Annotated in this window: 21 protein-coding genes; 9 read left to right on the top strand and 12 right to left on the bottom strand. The window is 64.9% G+C overall.

The features are described 5' to 3' along the window. Positions 1-10: 10 nt before the first annotated feature. From msrA to OUZ45_RS03335, 3 genes are all read right to left on the bottom strand, one after another. A complete protein-coding gene (gene msrA / locus OUZ45_RS03345; protein WP_266168496.1) occupies positions 11-667 on the bottom strand; it encodes a peptide-methionine (S)-S-oxide reductase MsrA in 657 nt (218 codons plus the stop codon). Positions 668-758: 91 nt separating this feature from the next. Continuing rightward, the gene (locus tag OUZ45_RS03340; protein ID WP_266168495.1) at positions 759-1,277 is read right to left on the bottom strand and encodes an adenine phosphoribosyltransferase; all 519 of its coding nucleotides are present in this window, start codon (positions 1,275-1,277) and stop codon (positions 759-761) included. An 86-nt stretch (positions 1,278-1,363) separates the two neighbouring features. Further along, positions 1,364-1,642, bottom strand: a complete 279-nt coding sequence (locus tag OUZ45_RS03335) for a putative signal transducing protein (protein ID WP_266168494.1) — start codon at positions 1,640-1,642, stop codon at positions 1,364-1,366. Positions 1,643-1,794: 152 nt separating this feature from the next. On the opposite strand from OUZ45_RS03335, the gene OUZ45_RS03330 reads away from it, so the two are divergent. From OUZ45_RS03330 to OUZ45_RS03305, 6 genes are all read left to right on the top strand, one after another. Further along, a complete protein-coding gene (locus tag OUZ45_RS03330; protein WP_266168493.1) occupies positions 1,795-2,838 on the top strand; it encodes a diguanylate cyclase in 1,044 nt (347 codons plus the stop codon). A gap of 84 nt (positions 2,839-2,922) precedes the next feature. Further along, positions 2,923-4,686, top strand: a complete 1,764-nt coding sequence (locus OUZ45_RS03325; protein WP_266168492.1) for a glutamine--tRNA ligase/YqeY domain fusion protein — start codon at positions 2,923-2,925, stop codon at positions 4,684-4,686. Positions 4,687-4,693: 7 nt separating this feature from the next. Beyond that, positions 4,694-5,251: a nucleoside deaminase gene (locus OUZ45_RS03320; protein ID WP_266168569.1), complete on the top strand. Its 558-nt coding sequence runs from the start codon at positions 4,694-4,696 to the stop codon at positions 5,249-5,251. After that, positions 5,248-5,967: a TVP38/TMEM64 family protein gene (locus tag OUZ45_RS03315; protein WP_266168491.1), complete on the top strand. Its 720-nt coding sequence runs from the start codon at positions 5,248-5,250 to the stop codon at positions 5,965-5,967. Before OUZ45_RS03320 ends, OUZ45_RS03315 begins: the two co-directional genes overlap by 4 nt. Positions 5,968-6,616: 649 nt before the next feature. Next, complete coding sequence (locus tag OUZ45_RS03310; protein WP_266168490.1) at positions 6,617-8,518, top strand: ATP-binding response regulator; 1,902 nt, start codon at positions 6,617-6,619, stop codon at positions 8,516-8,518. Between the two features lie 167 nt (positions 8,519-8,685). Then, positions 8,686-9,360, top strand: coding sequence for a LuxR C-terminal-related transcriptional regulator (locus OUZ45_RS03305; RefSeq protein WP_266168489.1), 675 nt, complete (start codon positions 8,686-8,688; stop codon positions 9,358-9,360). A gap of 12 nt (positions 9,361-9,372) precedes the next feature. On the opposite strand, the gene OUZ45_RS03300 is transcribed toward OUZ45_RS03305, so the two are convergent. Then, a complete protein-coding gene (locus OUZ45_RS03300) occupies positions 9,373-9,894 on the bottom strand; it encodes a DUF3617 domain-containing protein (RefSeq protein ID WP_266168488.1) in 522 nt (173 codons plus the stop codon). 355 nt (positions 9,895-10,249) lie between these two features. On the opposite strand from OUZ45_RS03300, the gene OUZ45_RS03295 reads away from it, so the two are divergent. After that, positions 10,250-11,560, top strand: coding sequence for a sensor histidine kinase (locus tag OUZ45_RS03295; RefSeq protein ID WP_266168487.1), 1,311 nt, complete (start codon positions 10,250-10,252; stop codon positions 11,558-11,560). A gap of 132 nt (positions 11,561-11,692) precedes the next feature. After that, positions 11,693-12,706 (top strand): YncE family protein, encoded by a 1,014-nt coding sequence (locus tag OUZ45_RS03290; protein ID WP_266168486.1) that lies wholly within the window; start codon positions 11,693-11,695, stop codon positions 12,704-12,706. A gap of 211 nt (positions 12,707-12,917) precedes the next feature. Here the strand turns inward: OUZ45_RS03290 and OUZ45_RS03285 are convergent, their stop codons facing one another. Continuing rightward, a complete protein-coding gene (locus OUZ45_RS03285) occupies positions 12,918-13,544 on the bottom strand; it encodes an NADPH-dependent FMN reductase (RefSeq protein WP_266168485.1) in 627 nt (208 codons plus the stop codon). A gap of 18 nt (positions 13,545-13,562) precedes the next feature. Further along, complete coding sequence (locus OUZ45_RS03280) at positions 13,563-14,159, bottom strand: LysE family translocator (protein ID WP_266168484.1); 597 nt, start codon at positions 14,157-14,159, stop codon at positions 13,563-13,565. Positions 14,160-14,284: 125 nt separating this feature from the next. On the opposite strand from OUZ45_RS03280, the gene OUZ45_RS03275 reads away from it, so the two are divergent. After that, on the top strand, positions 14,285-15,196 hold the full coding sequence (locus OUZ45_RS03275) for a LysR substrate-binding domain-containing protein (RefSeq protein ID WP_266168483.1): 912 nt from the start codon (positions 14,285-14,287) through the stop codon (positions 15,194-15,196). A 111-nt stretch (positions 15,197-15,307) separates the two neighbouring features. Here OUZ45_RS03275 and OUZ45_RS03270 read toward each other — a convergent pair whose 3' ends face one another. From OUZ45_RS03270 to OUZ45_RS03245, 6 genes are all read right to left on the bottom strand, one after another. Continuing rightward, entirely contained in the window at positions 15,308-16,126 is an 819-nt protein-coding gene (locus OUZ45_RS03270) for a GNAT family N-acetyltransferase (protein WP_266168482.1), read from the bottom strand. After that, entirely contained in the window at positions 16,107-16,691 is a 585-nt protein-coding gene (locus OUZ45_RS03265; RefSeq protein ID WP_266168568.1) for a 2-hydroxychromene-2-carboxylate isomerase, read from the bottom strand. The genes OUZ45_RS03270 and OUZ45_RS03265 overlap by 20 nt, the downstream gene beginning before the upstream one ends. Positions 16,692-16,732: 41 nt before the next feature. Beyond that, a complete protein-coding gene (locus OUZ45_RS03260; RefSeq protein ID WP_266168481.1) occupies positions 16,733-17,671 on the bottom strand; it encodes a CmcJ/NvfI family oxidoreductase in 939 nt (312 codons plus the stop codon). 154 nt (positions 17,672-17,825) lie between these two features. Continuing rightward, a complete protein-coding gene (locus OUZ45_RS03255) occupies positions 17,826-18,698 on the bottom strand; it encodes a LysR substrate-binding domain-containing protein (protein WP_266168567.1) in 873 nt (290 codons plus the stop codon). Between the two features lie 196 nt (positions 18,699-18,894). After that, a complete protein-coding gene (locus OUZ45_RS03250; RefSeq protein ID WP_266168480.1) occupies positions 18,895-20,085 on the bottom strand; it encodes an acetyl-CoA C-acyltransferase in 1,191 nt (396 codons plus the stop codon). Positions 20,086-20,211: 126 nt separating this feature from the next. Beyond that, positions 20,212-20,832 (bottom strand): TetR/AcrR family transcriptional regulator, encoded by a 621-nt coding sequence (locus tag OUZ45_RS03245; protein ID WP_266168479.1) that lies wholly within the window; start codon positions 20,830-20,832, stop codon positions 20,212-20,214. Positions 20,833-20,879: the final 47 nt, after the last annotated feature.

The following is a 20,879-nucleotide window of genomic DNA, read 5'->3' as shown; positions in this document are numbered from 1 at the left end:
GCGCCTTCCGTCAGTTCGACGAACCGAGCCCGATCGGGCAACTCACGCCAGTACCGCCCAGGCCACAGTATCCATCCGGATGTTTGGAGAGGTACTGCTGGTGCTCGTCCTCGGCGAAATAGAACGGCCCCGTTGCGGCGATCTCGGTGGTGATCGCGCCGTAGCCGGCGCGGTCGAGTTCGGCCTGGTAGTGGCGCGCGGTAGCCTTGGCCGCATCCAACTGTCCGTTATGGGACGTATAGATGGCCGAACGGTATTGCGTGCCGGCATCGTTGCCCTGACGCATGCCCTGGGTCGGGTCGTGACTTTCCCAGAAGGTTCGCAGCAAGGCATCCACATCGATCTGCTTCGGGTCGTAGACCACTTGCACCACTTCGGCGTGTCCCGTCTGACCGGAGCACACCTCGCGATAGCTGGGATTGGGCGTGTAGCCACCGGCGTAACCGACGGCGGTGGTCAGTACACCGGGTAGATTCCAGAACTTGCGCTCCGCGCCCCAGAAGCAGCCCATACCCAGCAGCAGCACTTCGCTGCCGGGGAACGCTTCCGCCTGCAAGGGACGGCCATGCACATGGTGGGCATGGGCCGGCGCAATCGCCTGCTCGCGTCCCGGCAAGGCATCTTCGCGACGCGGCATACGTTGTTTCCAGGCACCAATACCGAGCATGGCCTATCTCCTGCTGTGTGCTGTCTATGGGTGACTGACATGGCGCCGGGTGGCTGCCTTGTCAACGTCAGTCGACCTGGAACCCGGGGCCTCAATAGCGCAACAAGGCGTGCAGCGGCGTGCCGGTGGGCAAGCGATGACGGCCTTGCAGGGCCTCCAGCTCGATCACCACGCTGGCGCCCACCCGCAGGGCACCCAGTGTGTCGATGAGCCGGCAGGCGGCATCCAGGGTGCCCCCAGTGGCGAGCACGTCGTCGACGATCAACACCCTTTCGCCTGGGCGCAGCGCGTCGTTACGTGCTTCCAGCCGGTCGTTGCCGTATTCCAGCGCATAATCCACCGACACCACCGGTGGCGGCAGTTTGTTCGGCTTGCGCAGCGGTACAAAGCCGGCGTGCAGCTTCTGCGCCAGCGCCGCGCCGAAAATGAAACCGCGCGACTCGATACCGCAAACCGCCTGCACGCCGCTGCCCTGCCACGGCTCGGCCAACGCATCGATGCAGCGCGCGAAACCGCCGGCATCGGCCAGCAACGGGGTGATGTCGCGAAAGACGACGCCGGGCTTGGGGAAGTCCGGTACGGCGCGGATCAGCGCCGCGATCTGTTTCATCGTGGATTCCATCGGCGGAGACAACTCGGGATCGCCGCGCATACCGCGGCAGGTTGGGCAGGATAGCGCCCCATGTCGCGGCGAAGTCAGCCGTAGATGAAGGCCGGTGTGTCCGGGCCGTCGTCCAGTTCGCCCATGGCCTGGCGCGCATCGGCCAATTGCCGCTCGACGCCGCGCACGACGCCTTCGGCCGTGGCGAGGCTCGCCTCGGGCACCAACACGGCCACATAGTCCAGCGCCGGCAGGTTGCCTACGGCGCCAGTGAGGTATTCGCCGGAGATGAAGGCGGGAATCTCGACGCGCTCCAGCGCATCCTTCATCAGATGGGCGTCGATCAGGGTTTCTGCACGGTAGACGATGCGCATAGCTGCACGCTAATCCCACCCCAGGTGCGCCGCAAGTAGTTGCAGGCAGTGGCAAGCCTGTGGGCCGTGCACTATGGTCTTGCCGGAGAACGGCTCTCCTTGGGGATGGGGCGGGGATGGCGACGAAAGATCGGGAAGGACACCTGAGATTCGTGACGCGGGTCTATCGCCTGCGCATGCTGGGACTGGCACTGGGCGCCTTGCCCGTGGCCAGCGTGCTGTATCAGGTGCACGCAGGGCTGTGGCTATGGGCGGTACTGCTCCTCAACGCCTTCGTATGGCCGCATGTCGCTTACCTCCAATCCATGCGCTCGGCCAAGCCCATCCAAACGGAATACGTGAACCTGGCCGTCGATGCCGCTCTGGGCGGCATGTGGGTCGCGTTGATGCAGTTCAACCTCCTGCCCAGCACCCTGCTGATCGCGATGTTGGCGATGGACCGCAACAGCGCTGGCGGCTGGCGACTGATGAGCAAGTCGCTCGCACTGCTGATCGCCGTATGCCTCGCCACCTGGTGGCTCAATGGCTTCCGCCTGCAACCCACCACCACCATGCTCAACGTGATCGCCTGCGTGCCGATGCTGGCGATTTATCCGGTGTGGCTAAGCCTGGTGAACTACGCGCTCGCCCAGCGCGTGCGCCAGCAAAACCGTCAACTCGACCAGCTCAACCGCACCGACGTGCTGACCGGCCTGTGCAACCGCAGCCACTGGCTGGAAGCCGCCGACAACGAGTGGTCGCGCTACCAGCGCAACCAGCGTCCGGCTGCACTGATCATGCTCGATATCGATGGCTTCAAACTGATCAACGACCGCTACGGCCACGCCGCTGGCGATCAGCTGCTGAGCGATCTCGCCCGCCTGCTGCAGCGCGGCCTGCGCGAGATGGATACGCCAGGCCGTCTCGGCGGCGACGAATTCGGCATCGTGCTGCCGGAAACCGACCTCGAACGCGCCAGCGCGGTGGCCGAACGCATCCGTCTGTTGGCCGAGAACAGCCAGCCCCAACATTCCGGCCAGCGCATCCCGTGGACGGTGAGTCTGGGCGTAGCCGCCGTGGACGAAGGTATTCAGGACGTGCGGGCCTGGATGCATCAAGCCGACCTGGCCCTGTACCGGGCCAAGTCGCAAGGCCGCAACCGGGTCAGCGTGGCGTCCGGGCGCGGCGGCCCTGCCAAGCGACCCACGCCGGTTTGAAAGGCCCCAAGCGGCCTTGCAGCGACGGCGGGCGGCGACAGGGTAAACTCGGCTGTTTCAGCCACCGTTTGCGAGCCCCGTCCGATGTCGACCGAAAATCCCACTGCCGAATCCACGACCACCGTCGCGCCGGCCGAGGGGCAACGTGACTTCGTGCGCCAGATCATTCGCGACGACCTGGCCACCGGCAAACACCACGCCATCCGCACGCGCTTTCCACCCGAGCCGAACGGCTACCTGCACATCGGCCATGCCAAAGCGATCTGCCTGAACTTCGGTATCGCTGCCGAATTCACCGGCTGGTGCAACTTGCGCCTGGACGACACCAACCCGGGCAAGGAAGACCCAGAGTTCGTCGAGGGCATCAAGGATGACGTGCGCTGGCTGGGCTATGACTGGCACGACCTGCGCCACGCTTCCGACTACTTCGAAGTGTTCTACCGCGCCGCGGTCAAGCTGATCGAGGACGGCGTCGCCTACGTCGACGACCTCAACGCCGACGAGATGCGCGAATACCGCGGCACACTGACCTCGCCGGGCCGCCACTCGCCGTACCGCGACCGCAGCGTGGAAGAGAACCTCGACCTGTTTCGCCGTATGCGCGAGGGCGAGTTCGCCGACGGCGCCAAGACGCTGCGCGCGAAGATCGACATGAGCGCCGGCAACATCAATATGCGCGACCCGGCGATCTACCGCATCCGCAAGATCGCCCACCAGAACACCGGCGACGCATGGCCGATCTATCCGATGTACGACTACGCGCACTGCCTGTCGGATGCACTGGAAGGCATCACGCATTCGCTGTGCACGCTGGAGTTCGAGGATCACCGCCCGCTGTACGACTGGTTCGTCGACAAGGTGGACCTGCCGAACCATCCGGAGCTGTGGAAGCACCTGCACGATGCCGGCTTCCGCACCGAGCCGGCCAAGCCGCGACAAATCGAGTTCTCGCGCCTCAACCTCAGCTATTCCATCACCAGCAAGCGCAAGCTCGCTCAGCTGGTGAACGAAGGCCTGGTGGACGGCTGGGACGATCCGCGCATGAACACGCTGCGCGGCCTGCGCCGCCGCGGCTTTACGGCAGCCGCCATCCGCTTGCTGATCGAGCGCCTGGGCGTGAGCAAGCAGAACAGCGTGATCGACTACGCCATCTTCGAGAACTGCGTGCGCGAGGATCTCGACGCCAGCGCGGCGCGCCGCATGGCCGTACTCGATCCGCTCAAGCTGGTCATCACCAATCTGCCGGAGAACCACGAGGAATCGCTGGTGTTCTCCAACCATCCGAAGGACGAGAGCTTCGGCACGCGCGAAGTGCCGTTTTCGCGCGAACTGTGGATCGAGCGCGACGACTTCGCCGAAGTACCGCCGAAGGGCTTCCATCGCCTCAAGCCGGAAGGCGAAGTGCGCCTGCGCGGTGTCGGCATCGTGAAATGCGAGGAACTGGTCAAGGATGCAGCCGGCGCGGTGATCGAACTGCGCTGCACGCTCGACCTGGAGTCGCGCCACGGCATGCCGGGCGCCGACCGCAAGGTGAAAGGCACCATCCACTGGGTCAGTGCGCGCCACGGCGTCGCGACCGAAGTGCGCGTGTACGATCGCTTGTTCAACGTGGCGGCGCCGGACGACGAAAGCGACGGCAAGAGCTGGATCGAGCACATCAATCCGGACGCCAAGCGCGTGGTGCAGGCCTGGCTGGAGCCGGCTGCGTCCATCGCGGTGCCTGAGCAGCGCTTTCAGTTCGAACGCCTGGGCTATTTTGTGGCAGACCGCCTCGAGCATCACGCCGACAAACCCGTGTTCAACCGCACCGTCACGCTGCGCGACACCTGGGCCAAGCAAGGAGGCTGACCATATGTTGCTGCCGCTGCAGATCCATCTCACCCTGCCGCCGTGGCTGGGTGAGATCGTCGACACCAGCAAGCGCTATGTCACTGACGAAGAGCGTGTGGGCCTCGCCATCACGCTATCCAGTCACAACATCGAACACGGCCATGGCGGCCCGTTCGGCGCGGCGGTATTCAATGCCGAAGGGCGCCTCGTTTCGGTCGGCGTGAATCGGGTGGTTCCGCAAACGTGCTCGGTGGCCCACGCGGAAATGATGGCTTACATGAGCGCGCAGCAGCGCCTGGCCAGCTACCGCATCAACGCCGACGGCGGCCGTTACACGCTCGCCACCAGCGCGCAGCCGTGCTGCCAGTGCTACGGCGCCACCGTGTGGGCCGGCGTGGACGAACTGCTGATCGGCGCCCGTGCCGAGGATGTGGAGGAACTCACCGAGTTCGACGAAGGCCCACTGCCGGCCGACTGGATTGGTGAGCTGGAACGCCGCGGCATCGCTGTGCGCAGGGACATCCTGCGTGAGCAGGCACGCGGCGTACTGGCCACCTATGGCGCACGCGGACAAAGCTATTGAGCCGCCTGCGCGCCGTGCTGCCACTGGTGCTGCTGGTACTCGCCGGCATCGCACTGTTCGCCTCGGGCGCACTCGACCAGCTGCATCCCGAGCAGCTGGTGCGGCATCAATCTCAGCTGCACACGCAAATCACCGATTACCCCTGGCTCAGCCGCGCCGCGTACATCGGCCTGCTCACCCTGGCGATGTCCACCGGCATCCCCGGCACCGTGGTGATTATCCTGGCCGGCGGCTTCGCCTTTGGCGTCGTCGAGGGCACGGCCTATGCCTCGATCGGCCTGACCCTGGGTACGTTGATCCTGTTCCTTGCCAGCCGCTACGCCTTCGGCGCAGGCAGCAAACACCCGCCCGCCTTCGTCAAACGCCTGCACCACGGCTTCGAGCGCCACCCCGTCAGCTACACCCTGTTCCTGCGCTTCGTGCCGGTGGCGCCGTTCGGCCTCATCACCATCTGCCTGGCCTGGCTACGCTGCCCGCTATGGCTGTTCCTTGGCGCCAGCTGGCTCGGCGGCACCGTAGCCCTGCTCTTCGAAACCTCCATCGGCGCCGGCCTCAGCAACGCCCTGGCCCGCACCAGCGGCCACTTCGAAGCCTCCCTGCTGATGCAGCGCGAAATCCTGCTGCCGCTGGGCGCCATCGGCCTGCTGGCACTACTCCCCATCGTGATCGAGCGAATCACCCGCCGTCGCAGGTCGGGTGGCAACGCAGCGAGATAAGGGCGCTGCATAGCAGCGTCGTACCGAGCACCCACCCCTCACCCCAACCCTCTCCCCGGAGGGGAGAGGGAGCAATGCAGCGGCGATGCGTAAGCGAGCCCGTGAAGGGTCCCCTGTGCAGCGGTGAGGGCTGGACGATCAGGCCCCGAAGGGGGCATCGACAGGACGTCGATGCCTTTTCGACACGACAGGGACGTCGTGTCGAAAAGCCCGGCCAGTCCTCACGAACCCGCAGGCGAAGCCGGAGGGCGCGTAACCGGGGTGGCTTCTCTTTTGGTTACTTTTCTCTGGCCAAACAGAGAAAAGTGACTCGGACCGCGGCAGCGGTTCGAAAGCCCGCGGCAGGCGAGCCCGAACACGCAGACGCGACAATCGAAGCGCAAAGACACTGGACCCCGGCCTACGCCGGGGTGACGACAGTGTGAGGTTATCGCGAGCACCCGCCTCTCACCTCAACCCTCTCCCCTGAGGGGAGAGGGAGCAGAAAGCGCAGCGCGTTCTTGCGCGCAGCACTAACGACCAAAACAAAACAGCAAGAACGCGAACACGCCATCACAACCCCATCACCTTATGGCCTAGCTGCCACCCATCCGTTTTCGCGCTAGGCTCGCGCTGCAGGCGCGAGACGCGCCGCACGGGGACTCGGCCGATGAGTACGGGGGCAAACTCCTGGGCGGTACGTTTGTGGGGGCATACGTCGCTGATGCAGCGACTTGCCTTCATCGCCCTCGTGCCCACCCTGGTCACCGCCGTGCTACTGGTGGTGATGCTCACCCGGTACCAACTGATCAACCTGCGCAGCCTGGCGCAGATTACCGCCGACACCATCGCCATCCAGGCGGCGTCCATCTCGGCCGACCCCATTCGCAATATGCAGCGGCGCGACCTCAAGCGCATCGCCGAATCGATCGGCCAGCTGCCGCACGTAACGCATGTGCAGATTCGCGCCAGCGACGGCGAGATCCTCGCCGAGAGCAAAGGTAATGGCAGCGGGCGCCCGAACGACGTACTGACGGTGGTACGCGATGTAAAGGGTAGCGATCAACCGTTGCAGCCCACGCTGGGCTCGGTGGTGGTCGACGTCAGCATGCGGGAGGCCATCGCCACAGAGCGCGCCAGTCTGCGCAATGCGCTGATCGCGCTCGCACTCGCGTTGTTTATCACGGGCGTGATCGGCTGGCGGGCCGCGCACTGGATCAGCGCCCCGCTGCGCCACCTCGCCAGCGCCATGCAACGGCTCGGCCGCGGCGACCGCCGAGTGGAAGTGGAGGTGACGGATCAGAGGGAAATCGGCGAGCTGCAACGCGGCTTCAATGCCGCCGCCGCAACGCTTTATGACGTGCAGCGAGGCATGGAACAGGAGATCGAACATGCCACCGTGGAGCTGGCGCGCAAGAACGCGGCACTGGAGGCGGCCAGCGTAGCCAAAGCCCGCTTCCTCGCCGCGGCCTCGCACGACCTTCGCCAGCCGCTCTACGCGCTCACCCTGTTCTCCTCCTCGCTGGCGGTGGACGAGCGCGATCCGGTACGACTCGAACGCATCGCCCACATCCAGGAATGCGTGGCGGCGCTGGATCATCTCTTCAGCGAACTGCTCGACCTGTCGCGACTGGAGACCGGCGCCATGCAGATCGATATCAGCGAGTTCTCGCTCGACCAGGTATTCGAGGAGGTCAGCCGGAACTTCCGCATGATCGCCGAGCAGCATGGCCTGCGGCTGATCATGCGCGCCACGCATCTGTGGGTGCGCAGCGACCGCACCATGCTGGCGCGCATCCTCAACAACCTGGTCAGCAACGCGCTGCGCTATACCCTCCAGGGCGGCGTGCTGGTGGTGGCGCGCCGTCGCCTGGACAACACCGTGCGGGTAGACGTATGGGACACCGGCAGCGGCATCGAGCCCGAGCACCAGGCGCGCGTATTCGACGAGTTCTACCGGGTTGACCGCAACGGCACCGGCGAGCACAGCTCCGGCCCACGCCGCGGCCTGGGCCTGGGCCTGGCGACGGTGCAGCGCCTGGCGGAGCTGCTGGATACGCGCGTGCAATTGAAATCCACACCGGGACGCGGCAGCGTATTCAGCTTCCACTTGCCGGAGGTACCGGCGCAGCACTTGCCGCACAGGGCCATCGACGAGGCCGCCCTGGACGTGTCCGGCATGCGGGTGCTGGTGATCGACGACGAACCGGCCATCCTTTCCGGTATCCGTTACCTGCTGCGCAGCTGGGGTTGCGACGTGGCGGTGGCCGCGGACCGTACTCAAGCGCTGGAGGCGGTAGAGTCCTGGTCGCGAGCGCCGGACATCGTGATCTCCGACCTTCGGCTGCGCGACAACGAAAGCGGTCTGGATGTGCTCGCCGCATTGGATCGGCACTTTCTGCGCGACGGCGTCCCGCCCTTCCCCCGCCTGCTGATCACCGGCGAGACCCGTAGCGACAGCCTGCGCGAGATCATGGCTGCAAAAATTACGGTGCTGCACAAACCAGTGTCACCGGAGCAGCTACGGGAGGCGATGGTGTCGGTTTGGACGGCCGCACAGCACGCCGCCTGAGCGCCTGTTCAAAGGCTCTCAGCGCTTTTCACACTCCCTTACCCCTATCACCTAGAGCCTAGGCCGTATGGCGAGCCCCGGGCCTGTTGCCGTCGGCGCTGCCTAAGACTATGTTTCCGAGCGTAATACCGCAGCAGGGGATCTATGCGGACGCCCTGGGGAGCGACATGCGGATACTGATCGCGGACGACCATCGACTGATCGTTGAGGGAGTCAAGCTCAAGCTGGCCGAACTCGGGCCGGACACTGAGTTTGTGGAGGCCATGGACGTGGAGCAGCTCCGCCAGATCATCCACAGCGACGGCGCCAGCCGCTTCGACCTCGCCTTGATCGACCTCGCCATGCCCGGCGGACAGCGCGCGGCACATCTCGCCGACATCATCGAGACCCTGCCCGGGCTTCGGGTGATCGTGTTGTCCGGCTCGGAAGACCCGGCGCTGATGAAAGAACTGCTTGCGATGGGCGCGCACGGCTTCATTCCCAAAGCCTACTCGCCCGAAGTGATGCTCTCCGCTGTGCGTCTGGTGCTTTCCGGCGGCAACTACGTGCCGCCGATGATGCTGGAGGAAAACCATGTCGCCACACTGGCGCCATCCAGCATCGGCAGCACGCTTGCAGAAGCCTCGCGCTCACTGGAGGAACGGCTGCGCAAACTGCTCACTGAGCGGCAGATCGACGTGCTGAGACTGCTCTCGCAAGGCAAGCCCAACAAATTGATCGCACGCGACTTGGGCATCAGTGAAGGCACGGTGAAAATCCACCTCGCCGCCATCTTTCGCGCGCTCAACGTGCGCAACCGGGTCGAAGCCGTCGTGGCGTCGCGCCGCATCGGCGGTCTTTGAGAACGGACGGGCTCAATGCCCGCCCATGTCCTTGATGTTCATCACCTGGCCGTTCGGCAGGGTCATGTCGCCAGGCTTCTGTCCCGCCGTACAGGAACCGACCCAGCGGCCGCCGCTGCTTACCGTGGCTTCGGAGCGCCCCATCAGCGCCGGGCTGTATTGGATATGGCCGTCCGTATGGTAGGAGGTATCGCCATCAAAGCGGGTCTCGCTGTGACTGGTCATGGTGATGTTGCCCTGCGGCCCCGGCACCGAGCACACGCCGTCCGCGATCACCGTATTGCCTTTCACGCTGAGCTCGAATTTGCTGCACATCGAACCGCTCATCTGCGCGCCCATCTGGTACATGGCCTGATCGGTCGCTTCGTCGATGCACAACTTCATCATCTGCGGCTGCCCACCCGCGGCACCCATCTGCATCTCCCACAGGCCGGGCTTTCGCTTCGGCAGGTTCGAGGGAAGGTCGACAGCGAGCACGGAACCGGCAAGCCCCAGCAAGGACAGGGCAAGCAACGGGCGGAAACGAACGGACATGGCGATCTCCCTTGGGGCCTGGTCGGCGATGTGGCGCAGCCCGCACCGGGCTGCTGCCCGCGCAAGGTAGCGACAAATCATGACGGCGTCATGCGTGGTGGCTCGAACAGACACATAGACCGTTCGCTCTACAACCGAGATAGCTAGTTCGAAGAGCGTATCGAACGGCTGTACGGACTCTCCTAAAGTGAATCCACAACGTGCCAAGGACGGCAGACGGCGCCTGCGCGCTTTACCCACAACGACCCATGGCAGCGACATGCCGAAGACTCGTGCCGTCAGCTCACACCAGCGGACCCTCACCATCGTGCCTGCCGGGGAGACACGCCTATGCCCGATCGCCGGAGGCTAGCGCATGGACCCACAGGCCAAACTCCTCCGCCACCTGTCCCTCGACGCCGTACTGCCGGTGACCCTAGCCGCGCTGGCGCTCGTTCTGGCCTTGACCATCCAAGTGGCGAACAATCAGAGCGAACGCCTGGACGCCCAGGTCGCTTTGCGCGTCGAACAGCTGGCTGGCGCCCTGGCCACCGGCGGGGTGGACGCGCCGCAACCCCTGCTCGATAGCGCGCTGCGCGACGGTGGGCTGCGGCACGTGGAACTGCAACGTCCCGATGGCCGCCACTGGAGCAGCGGTGTGGCGGCGCCCGGCCAACGTGCCGGCAACTATCGGCGCGACCTTCCTTCGATCGATGGTGGTCGCCTTTCGCTGATCGCGCAGGCGGATCTGCGGCCACTGCATCGAGCGCAGATCGTGACTTGGTTGCTCGGGAGCTTGTGCGCGGTAGGCATCGTGCTGCTCGCCTGGATGGCGCCGTGGATGCTGCGCCGCGAGGCCGCGCAACCCTTGCAAGATGCACTCGACCACTCGACGCCAGCCATGGCAGCCGGTGGATACGACACGTTTGACACGATGCGCCAAAGCCATGTGGCCACTCGCGCCAAGGCGCGTTTCATCGCCCTGGTGAATCACCATTTCCGCCAGCCGCTGCAAGCATTGCAGCTGTTCACCGCCAACCTTCATCCCGGCACCGATCCCGACCAGCAGGCGTCGCTGGCGCAAATGCGCAACAGCATCGCCGAGATGACCCGGCTGCTTGATGCGCTGCTGGTCATGTCCCAACTGGACGCTGGCGTGGTCGCGGTCAAACCGGTGGATTTCAGCGCCGCCGAATTGTTTCTGCACGATCGGAAGTGGCTCAGCGACGAAGCCTCCAGGCGCGGTGTGATCGTGGTGTGGGGCGGCGGTCACCATCATCTGCACGGCGACGCGGAGTTGGCTGCCAGCCTGCTGCTGCAGCTGGCCAGCAACGCCATCGCCAATGCGCCGCTGGGACGGGTGCTGATCGCGGCACGACGGCGCGGCCATGCCATCCGCATCGAAGTACGCGACAACGGCCCCGGCATCGCGATCGATCAGCAGCAACACATTTTCGAGGAGTTCGTGCAGCTGCCGGCCGCCGAAGCACTGCACCGCGACGGCTACGGGCTTGGCCTGGCCATCGGCGACCGGCTCGCGCGCCTGCTCGGCACGCGCATCGGCCTGCGCTCCGAGCCGGGGCGCGGCAGCACCTTCTGGTTCGACCTGCCCGAGTCACCGGTGGCGGAACGCAACCATGCGCCGCGCGGACACAAGCAGGCACCCGTCTGGCGGCGAGCCAGCTGAGCGGCTTCAGGCCCTTCACCGCCATCGACCCACAGCAACCGCTAATGATCCGGGGCCATGCTCCGTGCCGGCGCGCACCTCTGATCTAGCCAAAGGGGGCGCTCATTCAACCACCTGGTTCCGGAGCTTGTGATGACGACATCTTCCGTTCTATCGGCCGCCCTGTCGGCCACCTTGTTGACCATCGGCATCGCTGCCGCCATCCCGGCCCACGCGGCCACGCCGAGCTACGCGATCCAGCAACGCCACGAGCTGGGCGGCGAAGGCGGCTGGGATTACCTCAGCCTTGATTCCGCCTCGCACCGCCTGTTCATCGCCCGGAACGACCGCGTGATGGTGGTGGATGCGAACTCCGGCAAGCTGGTCGGCGAGATTCCCGGCATGCAGCATGCGCACGGCGTGGCCTTGGCGGCCGCGCAACATCGCGGTTACGTCAGCAACGGCAAGGGCGACAACGTCAGCGTGATCGATCTCGACGCCCTGAAGGTCGTTGGCCAGATTCCGGTGAGCGGCAAGAATCCCGACGCCATCGTGTTCGACGGAAACAGCGGCCACGTGCTGACCATGAACGGCCGCAGCAACAACATCAGTGTGATCGATCCCGCCGCCGGTAAGGAGGTGGCCACCATCGCGCTCTCCGGTAAGCCGGAGTTCGCCGTCGTCGACGGCAAGGGGAATCTCTTCGTGAACCTCGAGGACACCAGCCAGCTGGTGCACGTCGACCTGAAGGCCGGCAAGGTCGCTGACACCTGGAAACTCGCGCCCTGCGACTCACCCAGTGGCCTCGCCTACGACGCCGCTAACCAGCGCCTGTTCTCGGTGTGCGACAACCAGCTGATGGTGGTGACCGACGCACGCGACGGCCATCAAGTGGCCAAGCTGCCGATCGGCAAGGGACCGGATGCGGCGGAGTTCGATCCGCAGGCGAAGCTGGCTTTCAGCTCCAACAGTGACGGCACCTTGACCGTGATACAGCAGACCGATGCCGACCATTACACCGTGGCCGCCAACGTACCGACGCAGAAGGGCGCCCGCACCATGGCGCTCGATGCCCAACAGCACCGCATCTACCTGGTCGCCGCCAACCCCGCCGCCAAGGGTGCGCCGGTGACCGGCTTCACCGTGCTGGTGGCCGGGGCGCACTAAGTAGACACATCGCACCACGTCAGGCGTAGAGAGCCCGCTTGGATCAAACCAGGCGGGCGTTGCATCAGCTGGCAGTGACAGATTCCAACTGTCACCGCATGGTTTGAATTTGTGGACGTCACGTTGTGGGCGGCCGGGCCCGAATGGGTCAGGCCGCCTCTTGATGCCGCGTCGGTTACGCCGTCAGAACATCCAGCTATAGCAACCGCCATCAAGCATCGGCCAGCGGAACCGGCTCGGGCTGCGATCCCGCAAGTCGCGCCATCGGGACCTGGCGCAGCATCCCCAGCACCTGTTCCAGCGACGCGCGAGCGGCGGAGTTGATCAGGCGGCCTTGTGCATCGAACGCAGCCCCTCCGTTGGCCAGATAGACGGCCGGACCATTGAGCACTACCGACTCGGTAGCGAACAGCACCTGCCGCAGCGCCGCTTGAGCCAGGCGCGTACCCCAGCGCCCCGTGCTGGCGCCGATCACCGCCACCGGCTTGCCGACCAGCACGTCGCCGACGCTGCCGCGCGAAAGCCAGTCGATCGCGTTCTTGAGTACGCCGGGCATCGAGTGGTTGTACTCCGGCGTGGCGATGAGCAAGGCATCGGCCGCCGCCACTTTCCTGGCCAGCGTGTGCACCGGCCCGGCGATGGCCACGGCCTCCTCGTTGTCCTCGTCGAACATCGGAATCGTGCCCAGCCCGTCGTAGACCTCGACCTGCACATCCTGCGGCGCCAACGCCGCGGCGGCGTGCAGCAACAAGCGGTTGATGGAATCGCGACGCAGGCTGCCGGCGATGGCCAGGATGCGGTGCGGGCAATGGGTGCGAGAAGGGATCGAATCGGCCATGGTCGTTGCTCCGGTGAATCAGTGAGAGGCCAGCAAGGCGGCCGAGGAAACAAGCAGCAGTGCGCCCATGGCACGGTCGAAACGCAGCCTGGCGACGGCGTCGGACAGCCAGCGCTTGGCGACGCGGCCCAGCGCGGCCCACGCCGCGAGGCAAGCGGCCGAGATCAGCACGAAGATAGGCATCAACAGGATGGTGGCGGGGATGCCGTAAGTGTCGCCATGCAAGGCACTGACCGCCGTGAGCACCAGGGTCCACGACTTGGGATTGGCGAACTGGAACACGAACACGCCAGCTGCACCGTTCGGCTGATTTGCATCGACCTCGCGGTCCGCTCCGCCGCGACGCCACACCAAGGCAAGCCCCAGCCATGCCAGATAGCCGCTGCCGCCCATGACGACAGCCGTGCGCAGGTACGGACGTCCCTCCAGCAAGGAAGCCAGCCCCCACTGCGCCAGCGCGATCATCGCCACGCCGCCGAGCAAAATGCCCACCATGGCCGGCCACGCTGCGCGCAGGCCGCCGCCGAGCGCAGCGCGCAGCACGACCAGATTGTTCGGACCCGGCGTGATCGCCGAGACGAAGATCAACATGGCGACGGCAGGTAGCGCTTGCATAGGGACACTCGTGAGTTTATGGATCAGGTTTTGTGACCGATGGCCGGAAGGCCTCCGGCCATCAGACACATTCTGGCCGGCCATTGCGGTGATGATTCGTCGTTACTTGGTCTAATTTAGTCACCATGAACACCCTGCCCTTGAATGCCTTGCGCGCCTTTGCCCTGACTGTCCACCACGGCGGTGTCCGCGCCGCCGCGCGTGAGCTGGAGGTTTCCCACTCGGCGATCAGCCGCCACCTGGCCGAGCTCGAACGCTGGCTTGGCATACCGGTGACCGAGCGCGGCGAAGGTCAGCGCGACCTGGCCGTAACGGCGCAAGGCGCGAAGCTGGCCGCCGCGACACTGGAGGCGCTACGCGCGATCGACCACGCTGCGGACGCCGTGCGTGAACAGCGCTCGCCGTACGCGGTGACGATTTCGACGACGCCGTCGTTTGCGGCTCGCTGGCTGCTGCCGCGGCTGCCGGCGCTGGAACGCGCCTATCCACGCTTCGAAGTGTCGCTGGTGATCGACCAGCGCCTGGACGATCCGCGCGCGATGCCCTGCGATTTCGCGATACGCACCGGCGCCGGTCCCTGGGCTGGCGTGGTCGCGCAGCCATTGATGCGCGACGCGCTGTATCCCGTGATGAGCCCCTCCTTCTGGGAGGCTTCGGGCAAGCCGAAGCACCCCGACCAACTGCGACGGCTCCGCCTGCTGCACGATCGCGACGCCTCCGCCAGTTGGCAGCTTTGGCGGCAAACGCATGGCCCTGCGGATCTGGATGTACGCAGCGGGCCGCGATTCGCCTCCACCGACCTGATACTGCGCGCCGCGGCACAGGGCATGGGCGTGGCGCTCGCACGTGACAGGCTGGTGCAGGACGACCTGGCTAGCGGGGCGTTGATACAGCCGTTCGGGGATCTTTCGGTGGAACTCGATACGGCTTACTGGCTGGTGACGCCGGAGCATGTTGCCGTGCGGGAGTCGGCCAAGACGGTCATGCGGTGGTTGCGGCGCGAGGCTGAGGCACCAACGGGAAGCCGCCTGAGGTAAGGCTCGAATGCTCGCGGGAGCAAGCATGGAAGCATGCAATGAACTGGCGTCACCGCAAGACCGCCATGAACTAACTCCGTTCCGCTTTCCGGGGTGCGTTGGTGTCGCTGGCTAGCTGGCGCAACGACTGGCTTGAATCAGCTCGGACAGTCGCTCTGTCTGCACCCCATCCGCGTCGAAGTTCTGCGGCTCCAGCCATCGCTCGTAACAACGTCGAAGCGCCGGCCACTCGATGTCGATCATGGAGTACCACGCGGTATCGCGGCTCCGCCCTTTGTAGATCACGGCCTGGCGGAAAATGCCTTCAAAACGGAAGCCGTTGCGCAGCGCGGCCGTCCGCGAAGGCGCGTTGAGCGCATCGCACTTCCATTCAAAACGCCGATAGCCAAGCTCATCGAACACATACCTGGCGAGCAGATAAATAGCTTCGGTGGCAAGACGTGTCCGTTGCAGTCGGGGTGAATAGATCACATGACCTACTTCGATAACCCCGTTCTTGCTATCGATCCGCATTAGAGCCAGCGTGCCAACGGCCCTGCCACTTGCCAGGTCGATGACGGAAAAATGCATGGGATCGTCTGACGCCGCCGCTGCTTGCAAGTAGTCCCGGTAGGCGTCGAATGTGTCGAAGGGGCCCACAAAGAGATATGTCCACGCGCTCGCATCCGGAGCCTCGCGGTAGGCTTCGTATAGCTCGCGGGCATGACGGTCCACATCGACGGGTTCCAGGCGCACATACGCGCCATGCAGCGCGATGCGGGCCGGCTCCTTGGCGCCATGCCAGTGAGGAAGCGGCGTACCAACCGGCTGCATGAATTCGTTGATGGTTGAATCCAAACCGTTCTCCCGGTCCATGACGAGCCTCTCTCTGTACTTGTAAATCAGCGATATCGAACGGATGTGTTCTCCATCACCGCGTTGCAAACGCAAGCGCATCTTCGAAGCGGTCGTCGCCCCAGAACATTTCGCTCCCGACAAAGAACATCGGTGCACCGAAGATGCCTCGCGCTTGCGCCTCTTCCGTTTGCCGGCGCAGGTTGAGCTTGTTCTCCTCCGACTGCGCGGCAGCCATGATATCCGCCACCGGCAGGCCGAGCTTATCGAGCGCTTCGCTCACTGCCTCGACGCTGTCGATGTCGCGGTCCTGGGCAAAATTCATAAGCATGATCTGTTTGCAATAGGCGCCGATCCACGGCTGATCGGCACCGACCATCGCCACGCGTATCGGGAGAAGTGCGCGCCGCGGAAACGTCGTCGGTCGCTGCCAGGGCAGCCCGTACTTTTCGCATCGGCGTGCCATATCGCGCCAAACGTATTCCCCTTTTTCCTTTTGCAGCACGAACGGCGACGTTTCCCACCCGAACGACTTGAAAATGGGGGCGAGCAGGAATGGCCGCCATGCGATCGCTACGCCGCGGCTGGCAGCAAGCTCCTCGATGCGCATCACGCTCAGATAGCTGTAGTTACTGCCGAACTCGAACCAGAACTCAATCATGGGTGGTCTCTCTAGAGGTTGAAGCAGCCGCGGTGCGCAGCTCAATCGTAGATGACGAGGCAACGAGCCTCGATGCTTTCGCGCAGCGGCGTATCCGCCGGCACGTCGGGGAGATCGAACGCCGCGTGGGGCGTGTATCGCGCGACACCGCTGATTTGCGAGTCGTATTGTTTGAATACCAGGGCCTCGTGGCGATCCATCGCCGAGTAGTACGACCAGCGATGGCGGGACGCGTGAAGTGCCAGGTAAATCTCTCCCTTGCGCTTGGGATAGTGCACGTCGGCATGAACCAGCTCGGTCGCCGCGATCGTTCGTGCGTCGCAAACCGCGAGCGGCGTATCCAGCACCGGCCCCTTGATGGAGCGCCACACGTTGACGATGCTGTAGCGCTCGACCGGCGTTTGCGCGGCACATTCGCCAAGCACCAGCCCCAGCCGCCTGCGACCGGACTCTTCCGTGTAGTCGTTATGAATACGGCCATTGGCTGCCGCAGGGCTACCCTTGCCGGATCGCCCAAAGGTAAGCGCGCCACGGTCGGCTTCGCGCTTGCGCACTAGGTGATCGAAGACATAGGCGCGCGTGGCCCCGGTCGCCGCGCAGGCCAGTTCGGCGACCTCCGGGTAGTAGAGCCCGATGATGGCTTCCTTGTCGGAGAAATCGCGCAGTGCGGATGGGGCATCCCACAGCTCGAAGCCTTCGTGGTGAACGGAGCTTCGCTCCGAGCGATACCGCGCATCGGCAATGCGGATATCACGCACGTCGTAGGCACCATTTTCCCAAGGCGTGCCGGCCGGCGGCGGGTACGCGTATTGGTAGGGCCGCTCGTCCATCGGCAGCAGGTAGCCGAGGTTGGCCGTGACGAAGGGCGCTATGGGTGCCGCAGGGGCATAGCCGCGGTCGAACGACGCGAGGAAGACGTCGCTCACCTCGGAAATACCGTCGCGGTGCCGCGGCGGTTGGTGCTGGCTTTCGTTGGTCATGAATACCACCGGATGTCGGCGTCGGAGCAACGCCACGCGACGCATTGGGCGCCCGAAAGCTCACCGGTTCAAACGGGATTTGCGCATGCCACGCATGAGCGTGGCGCATGGATGAGGTGCATCGACCGGGCCAGACTCCACGACACGAATCACGTCAGGCGTTGGCTTCGGCGATCAGCCAGTCGATCACTACCTTCACGTTTGCGCGCGGCGACTCGTCCGCCTGGAGGAGCCAGTAGCCGTGGTCCGTCCCGCGAGGCGTGTGGGCAGAAGACAGCTGCGTCAGGCGATGTTCGGCCAGCATCGGCCCGAGCAAGGCGAGCCGGCCCAGGGCTATGCCCTGCCCGGCCATGGCCGATTGCACCACTTGGTCGTATTGATTGAAGCGAAGCACACTCTTGGGTTTCACATGGCTCCAGCCCATGGCCTTCAACCATTCGCTCCATTGCAGCCAGGGCCGATGCGGATCGTCGAATTCGAGCAGAACGTGCTTTGCAAGTTGCTCGTGGTCGAGAGGCGAATGCAGGCCGAGCAGCGGGTGAGCTACCGGCGCGATGCTTTCATCAAAGAGATGAGTAGCCCCGGCCGGCGCCGCCGCTTTCGAGCAATAGCGAATCGCCAGATCGATATCTTCGCTCGGCAGATCGACCAGCCGATTGTTGGCGGCAACGCGAAGATCGATACCGGCGTTCAATTGCTGGAAGCGCCCCAGCCGGGGCAGCAGCCACAGCCCGGTCACACCAATGCTCGCCGTCAGAGTGACCGGGCGTTGTTCCGTGTTGCCGCCGATGTCACCGATCGCATCCTGCAACTGCTGCAAGGCTTGGTCCGCACTCCGAAACAGTCGTTCGCCATCGGTGGTCAATGCGATCGAGCGATGTCCGCGCACCAGCAACTTGACGCCCAGCCGCGACTCCAGCGTGTGGATCTGCCGGCTGACAGCGGACTGCGTCAAGCAAAGGTCGGCGGCGGCGCGCGTGATGCTCATCCGCCGCACAACGGCGACAAATCCGCGAAGGGGATCCATCAGGGACGATAGCGATACAAGGGACGCTGGCATGCTTTGTACTCGCGGTTGAACGAATCGATCCGGTCGCTGGGCGCTCTCCCACCAGGCCGCGCCGGCAAGCATGAAGCGTTTGCCCCGTAAATCAATGCCGCCGCTATTCGGAAGATACCGGATCGTTGCCCACCACCTGCTCGACGAGCATGCGCCTGCGCTTTCAGCCCTCGCGCTCGATCGCAACAGCGGTGGCTTCGCCGCCACCGATACACAGCGCCGCGACGCCCCGCTGCACACCGTTGCGGCGCATCGCATGCAACAAGGTGACGATCAGGCGTGCGCCGGTGGCACCGATGGGATGGCCCAGCGCACACGCACCGCCGTGCACGTTGATCTTGTCGCGCGGTATGCCCAGATCCTTTGCCGCCGCCATGGGCACCACGGCGAAAGCCTCGTTGATCTCGAACAGGTCCACGCTCTCGACATTCCACGCAACGCGGTCGAGCAGCTTGCGGATCGCGGGTATCGGCGCCGTGGTGTACCACGCGGGTTCCTGCGAGTGGGTGGCATGGCCTTTGATCGTGGCAAGGACGGGCCAGCCTTCGCGCTCGGCCACCGATCGCCGCGTGAGCACCAGCGCGGCGGCACCGTCCGCGTTCGCGGAGGAGCTGGCGGCCGTGATGGTGCCGTCGGCGCGAAAGGCCGGCTTGAGCAAGGGGATCTTTTCGGGCGACACCTTGAGCGGATGCTCATCGTGTTCAACCAGCGTCGCGCCACTTTTGCCGTGCACCTCGACCGGCACGATCTCCTCGGCGAACGCACCCGAGGCAATGGCCGCGCGCGCGCGGGTCAGCGTTTCCGCGGCCCAGGCATCCTGGTCTTCGCGACTGAAGCCGTAAGCCTGCACCGCCATTTCGCCGAAGTCGCCCATGGGACGTCCCGCCTCGTAGGCGTCTTCCAGGCCGTCGAGCATCATGTGGTCGAAAATGCGGTCGTGGCCTGCGCGATAACCATCACGTGCCTTGGCCAACAGGTAGGGCGCGCCGGACATCGATTCCATGCCGCCAGCAACGATCACCTCGGCCGAGCCCGCGCGTAGCAGGTCATGGCCCAGCATCACCGACTTCATGCCGGAACCGCAGACCTTGTTGACGGTGGTTGCGCCGATGGCATCGGAGAGACCGGCGCCACGCGCCGCGCGGCGGGCAGGCGCCTGGCCTTGCCCCGCTGGCAGCACGCACCCCATGAACACTTCGCTGACGCGTGCAGGGTCGATGCCGGCGCGCTCGATGGCGGCCCGGATGGCCGCGGCACCCAGCGCATGCCCAGCCTGGCTCGCCAACGCGCCCTGGAAGCGTCCGAGTGGCGTGCGTGCGGCGGATACGATGACGATGGGATCGAGAGCTTGCATGGTGACTCCTTGAAGCTACGTAGGGATGGGAAACAGCGAACGCAAATCAGCACGAGCCCGGGCGGCTGGCTTCGCTTGCCTGCATGGCGCGCGAAGCAAGTGACGGCGCCCGTCACGCGCTGGAACTTAGTGTTGGAGCGGCAGGCCTAGCCGGCGCTTCAGCGCCTGGCGCGATGCGCCGAGCAAAGCATCGGCGCTGGCGCGATGGGGCTCGGCACGCGCCAGCGACAAAGCCCTGAGCATCTCGGACAGCACCGAAGCGGCCATCGACTCGGCGTCCTCGATCCCGAGTTGCTCCAACAACGCCTTCATCGACGCTGTCAGCCGTCCGACGCCAGCGGCGAACGCTCGGCGTGACGCCGATGTCAGCCGAGGTATATCCGCCGCCAGTGCGGCCATTGGGCAACCGCGCCCGGCAGCGTCCCGATGGCGTGTGGAAAGGTAGAGATCAATGAAACTGGCCAGACCCTCGGCGGGCGGCACGCGCTTCGTCTCTGCCAGCCAGTGCTCCCAGCTCTCGGCGAACATTTGCTCGATGGCAGCGGCGATCAGGGCGTCCTTCGAATCGAAGTGCGCATAGAAACCACCATGGGTCAGTCCTGCGCTGCTCATGACGGCCGCAACGCTCACGCAATGCGGACCTTCGACACGAATGGCCCTCGCCGCTTGCTTGAGGACACGCTCGCGGGTCTTGCTCTTCTGTTCGGCGTCATAGCGCATAACGGACTCCTGCGTTGTCTGGCTCATGCATGCATCGTTGACGCAACATGATGCGCATCATATGGTATTACCTA

Source organism: Dyella subtropica, from assembly GCF_026283965.1.
Lineage (GTDB): Bacteria > Pseudomonadota > Gammaproteobacteria > Xanthomonadales > Rhodanobacteraceae > Dyella_D > Dyella_D subtropica.
Note: the sequence above shows the minus strand (reverse complement) of the source record. Positions and strands in the feature narration are given on the sequence as shown.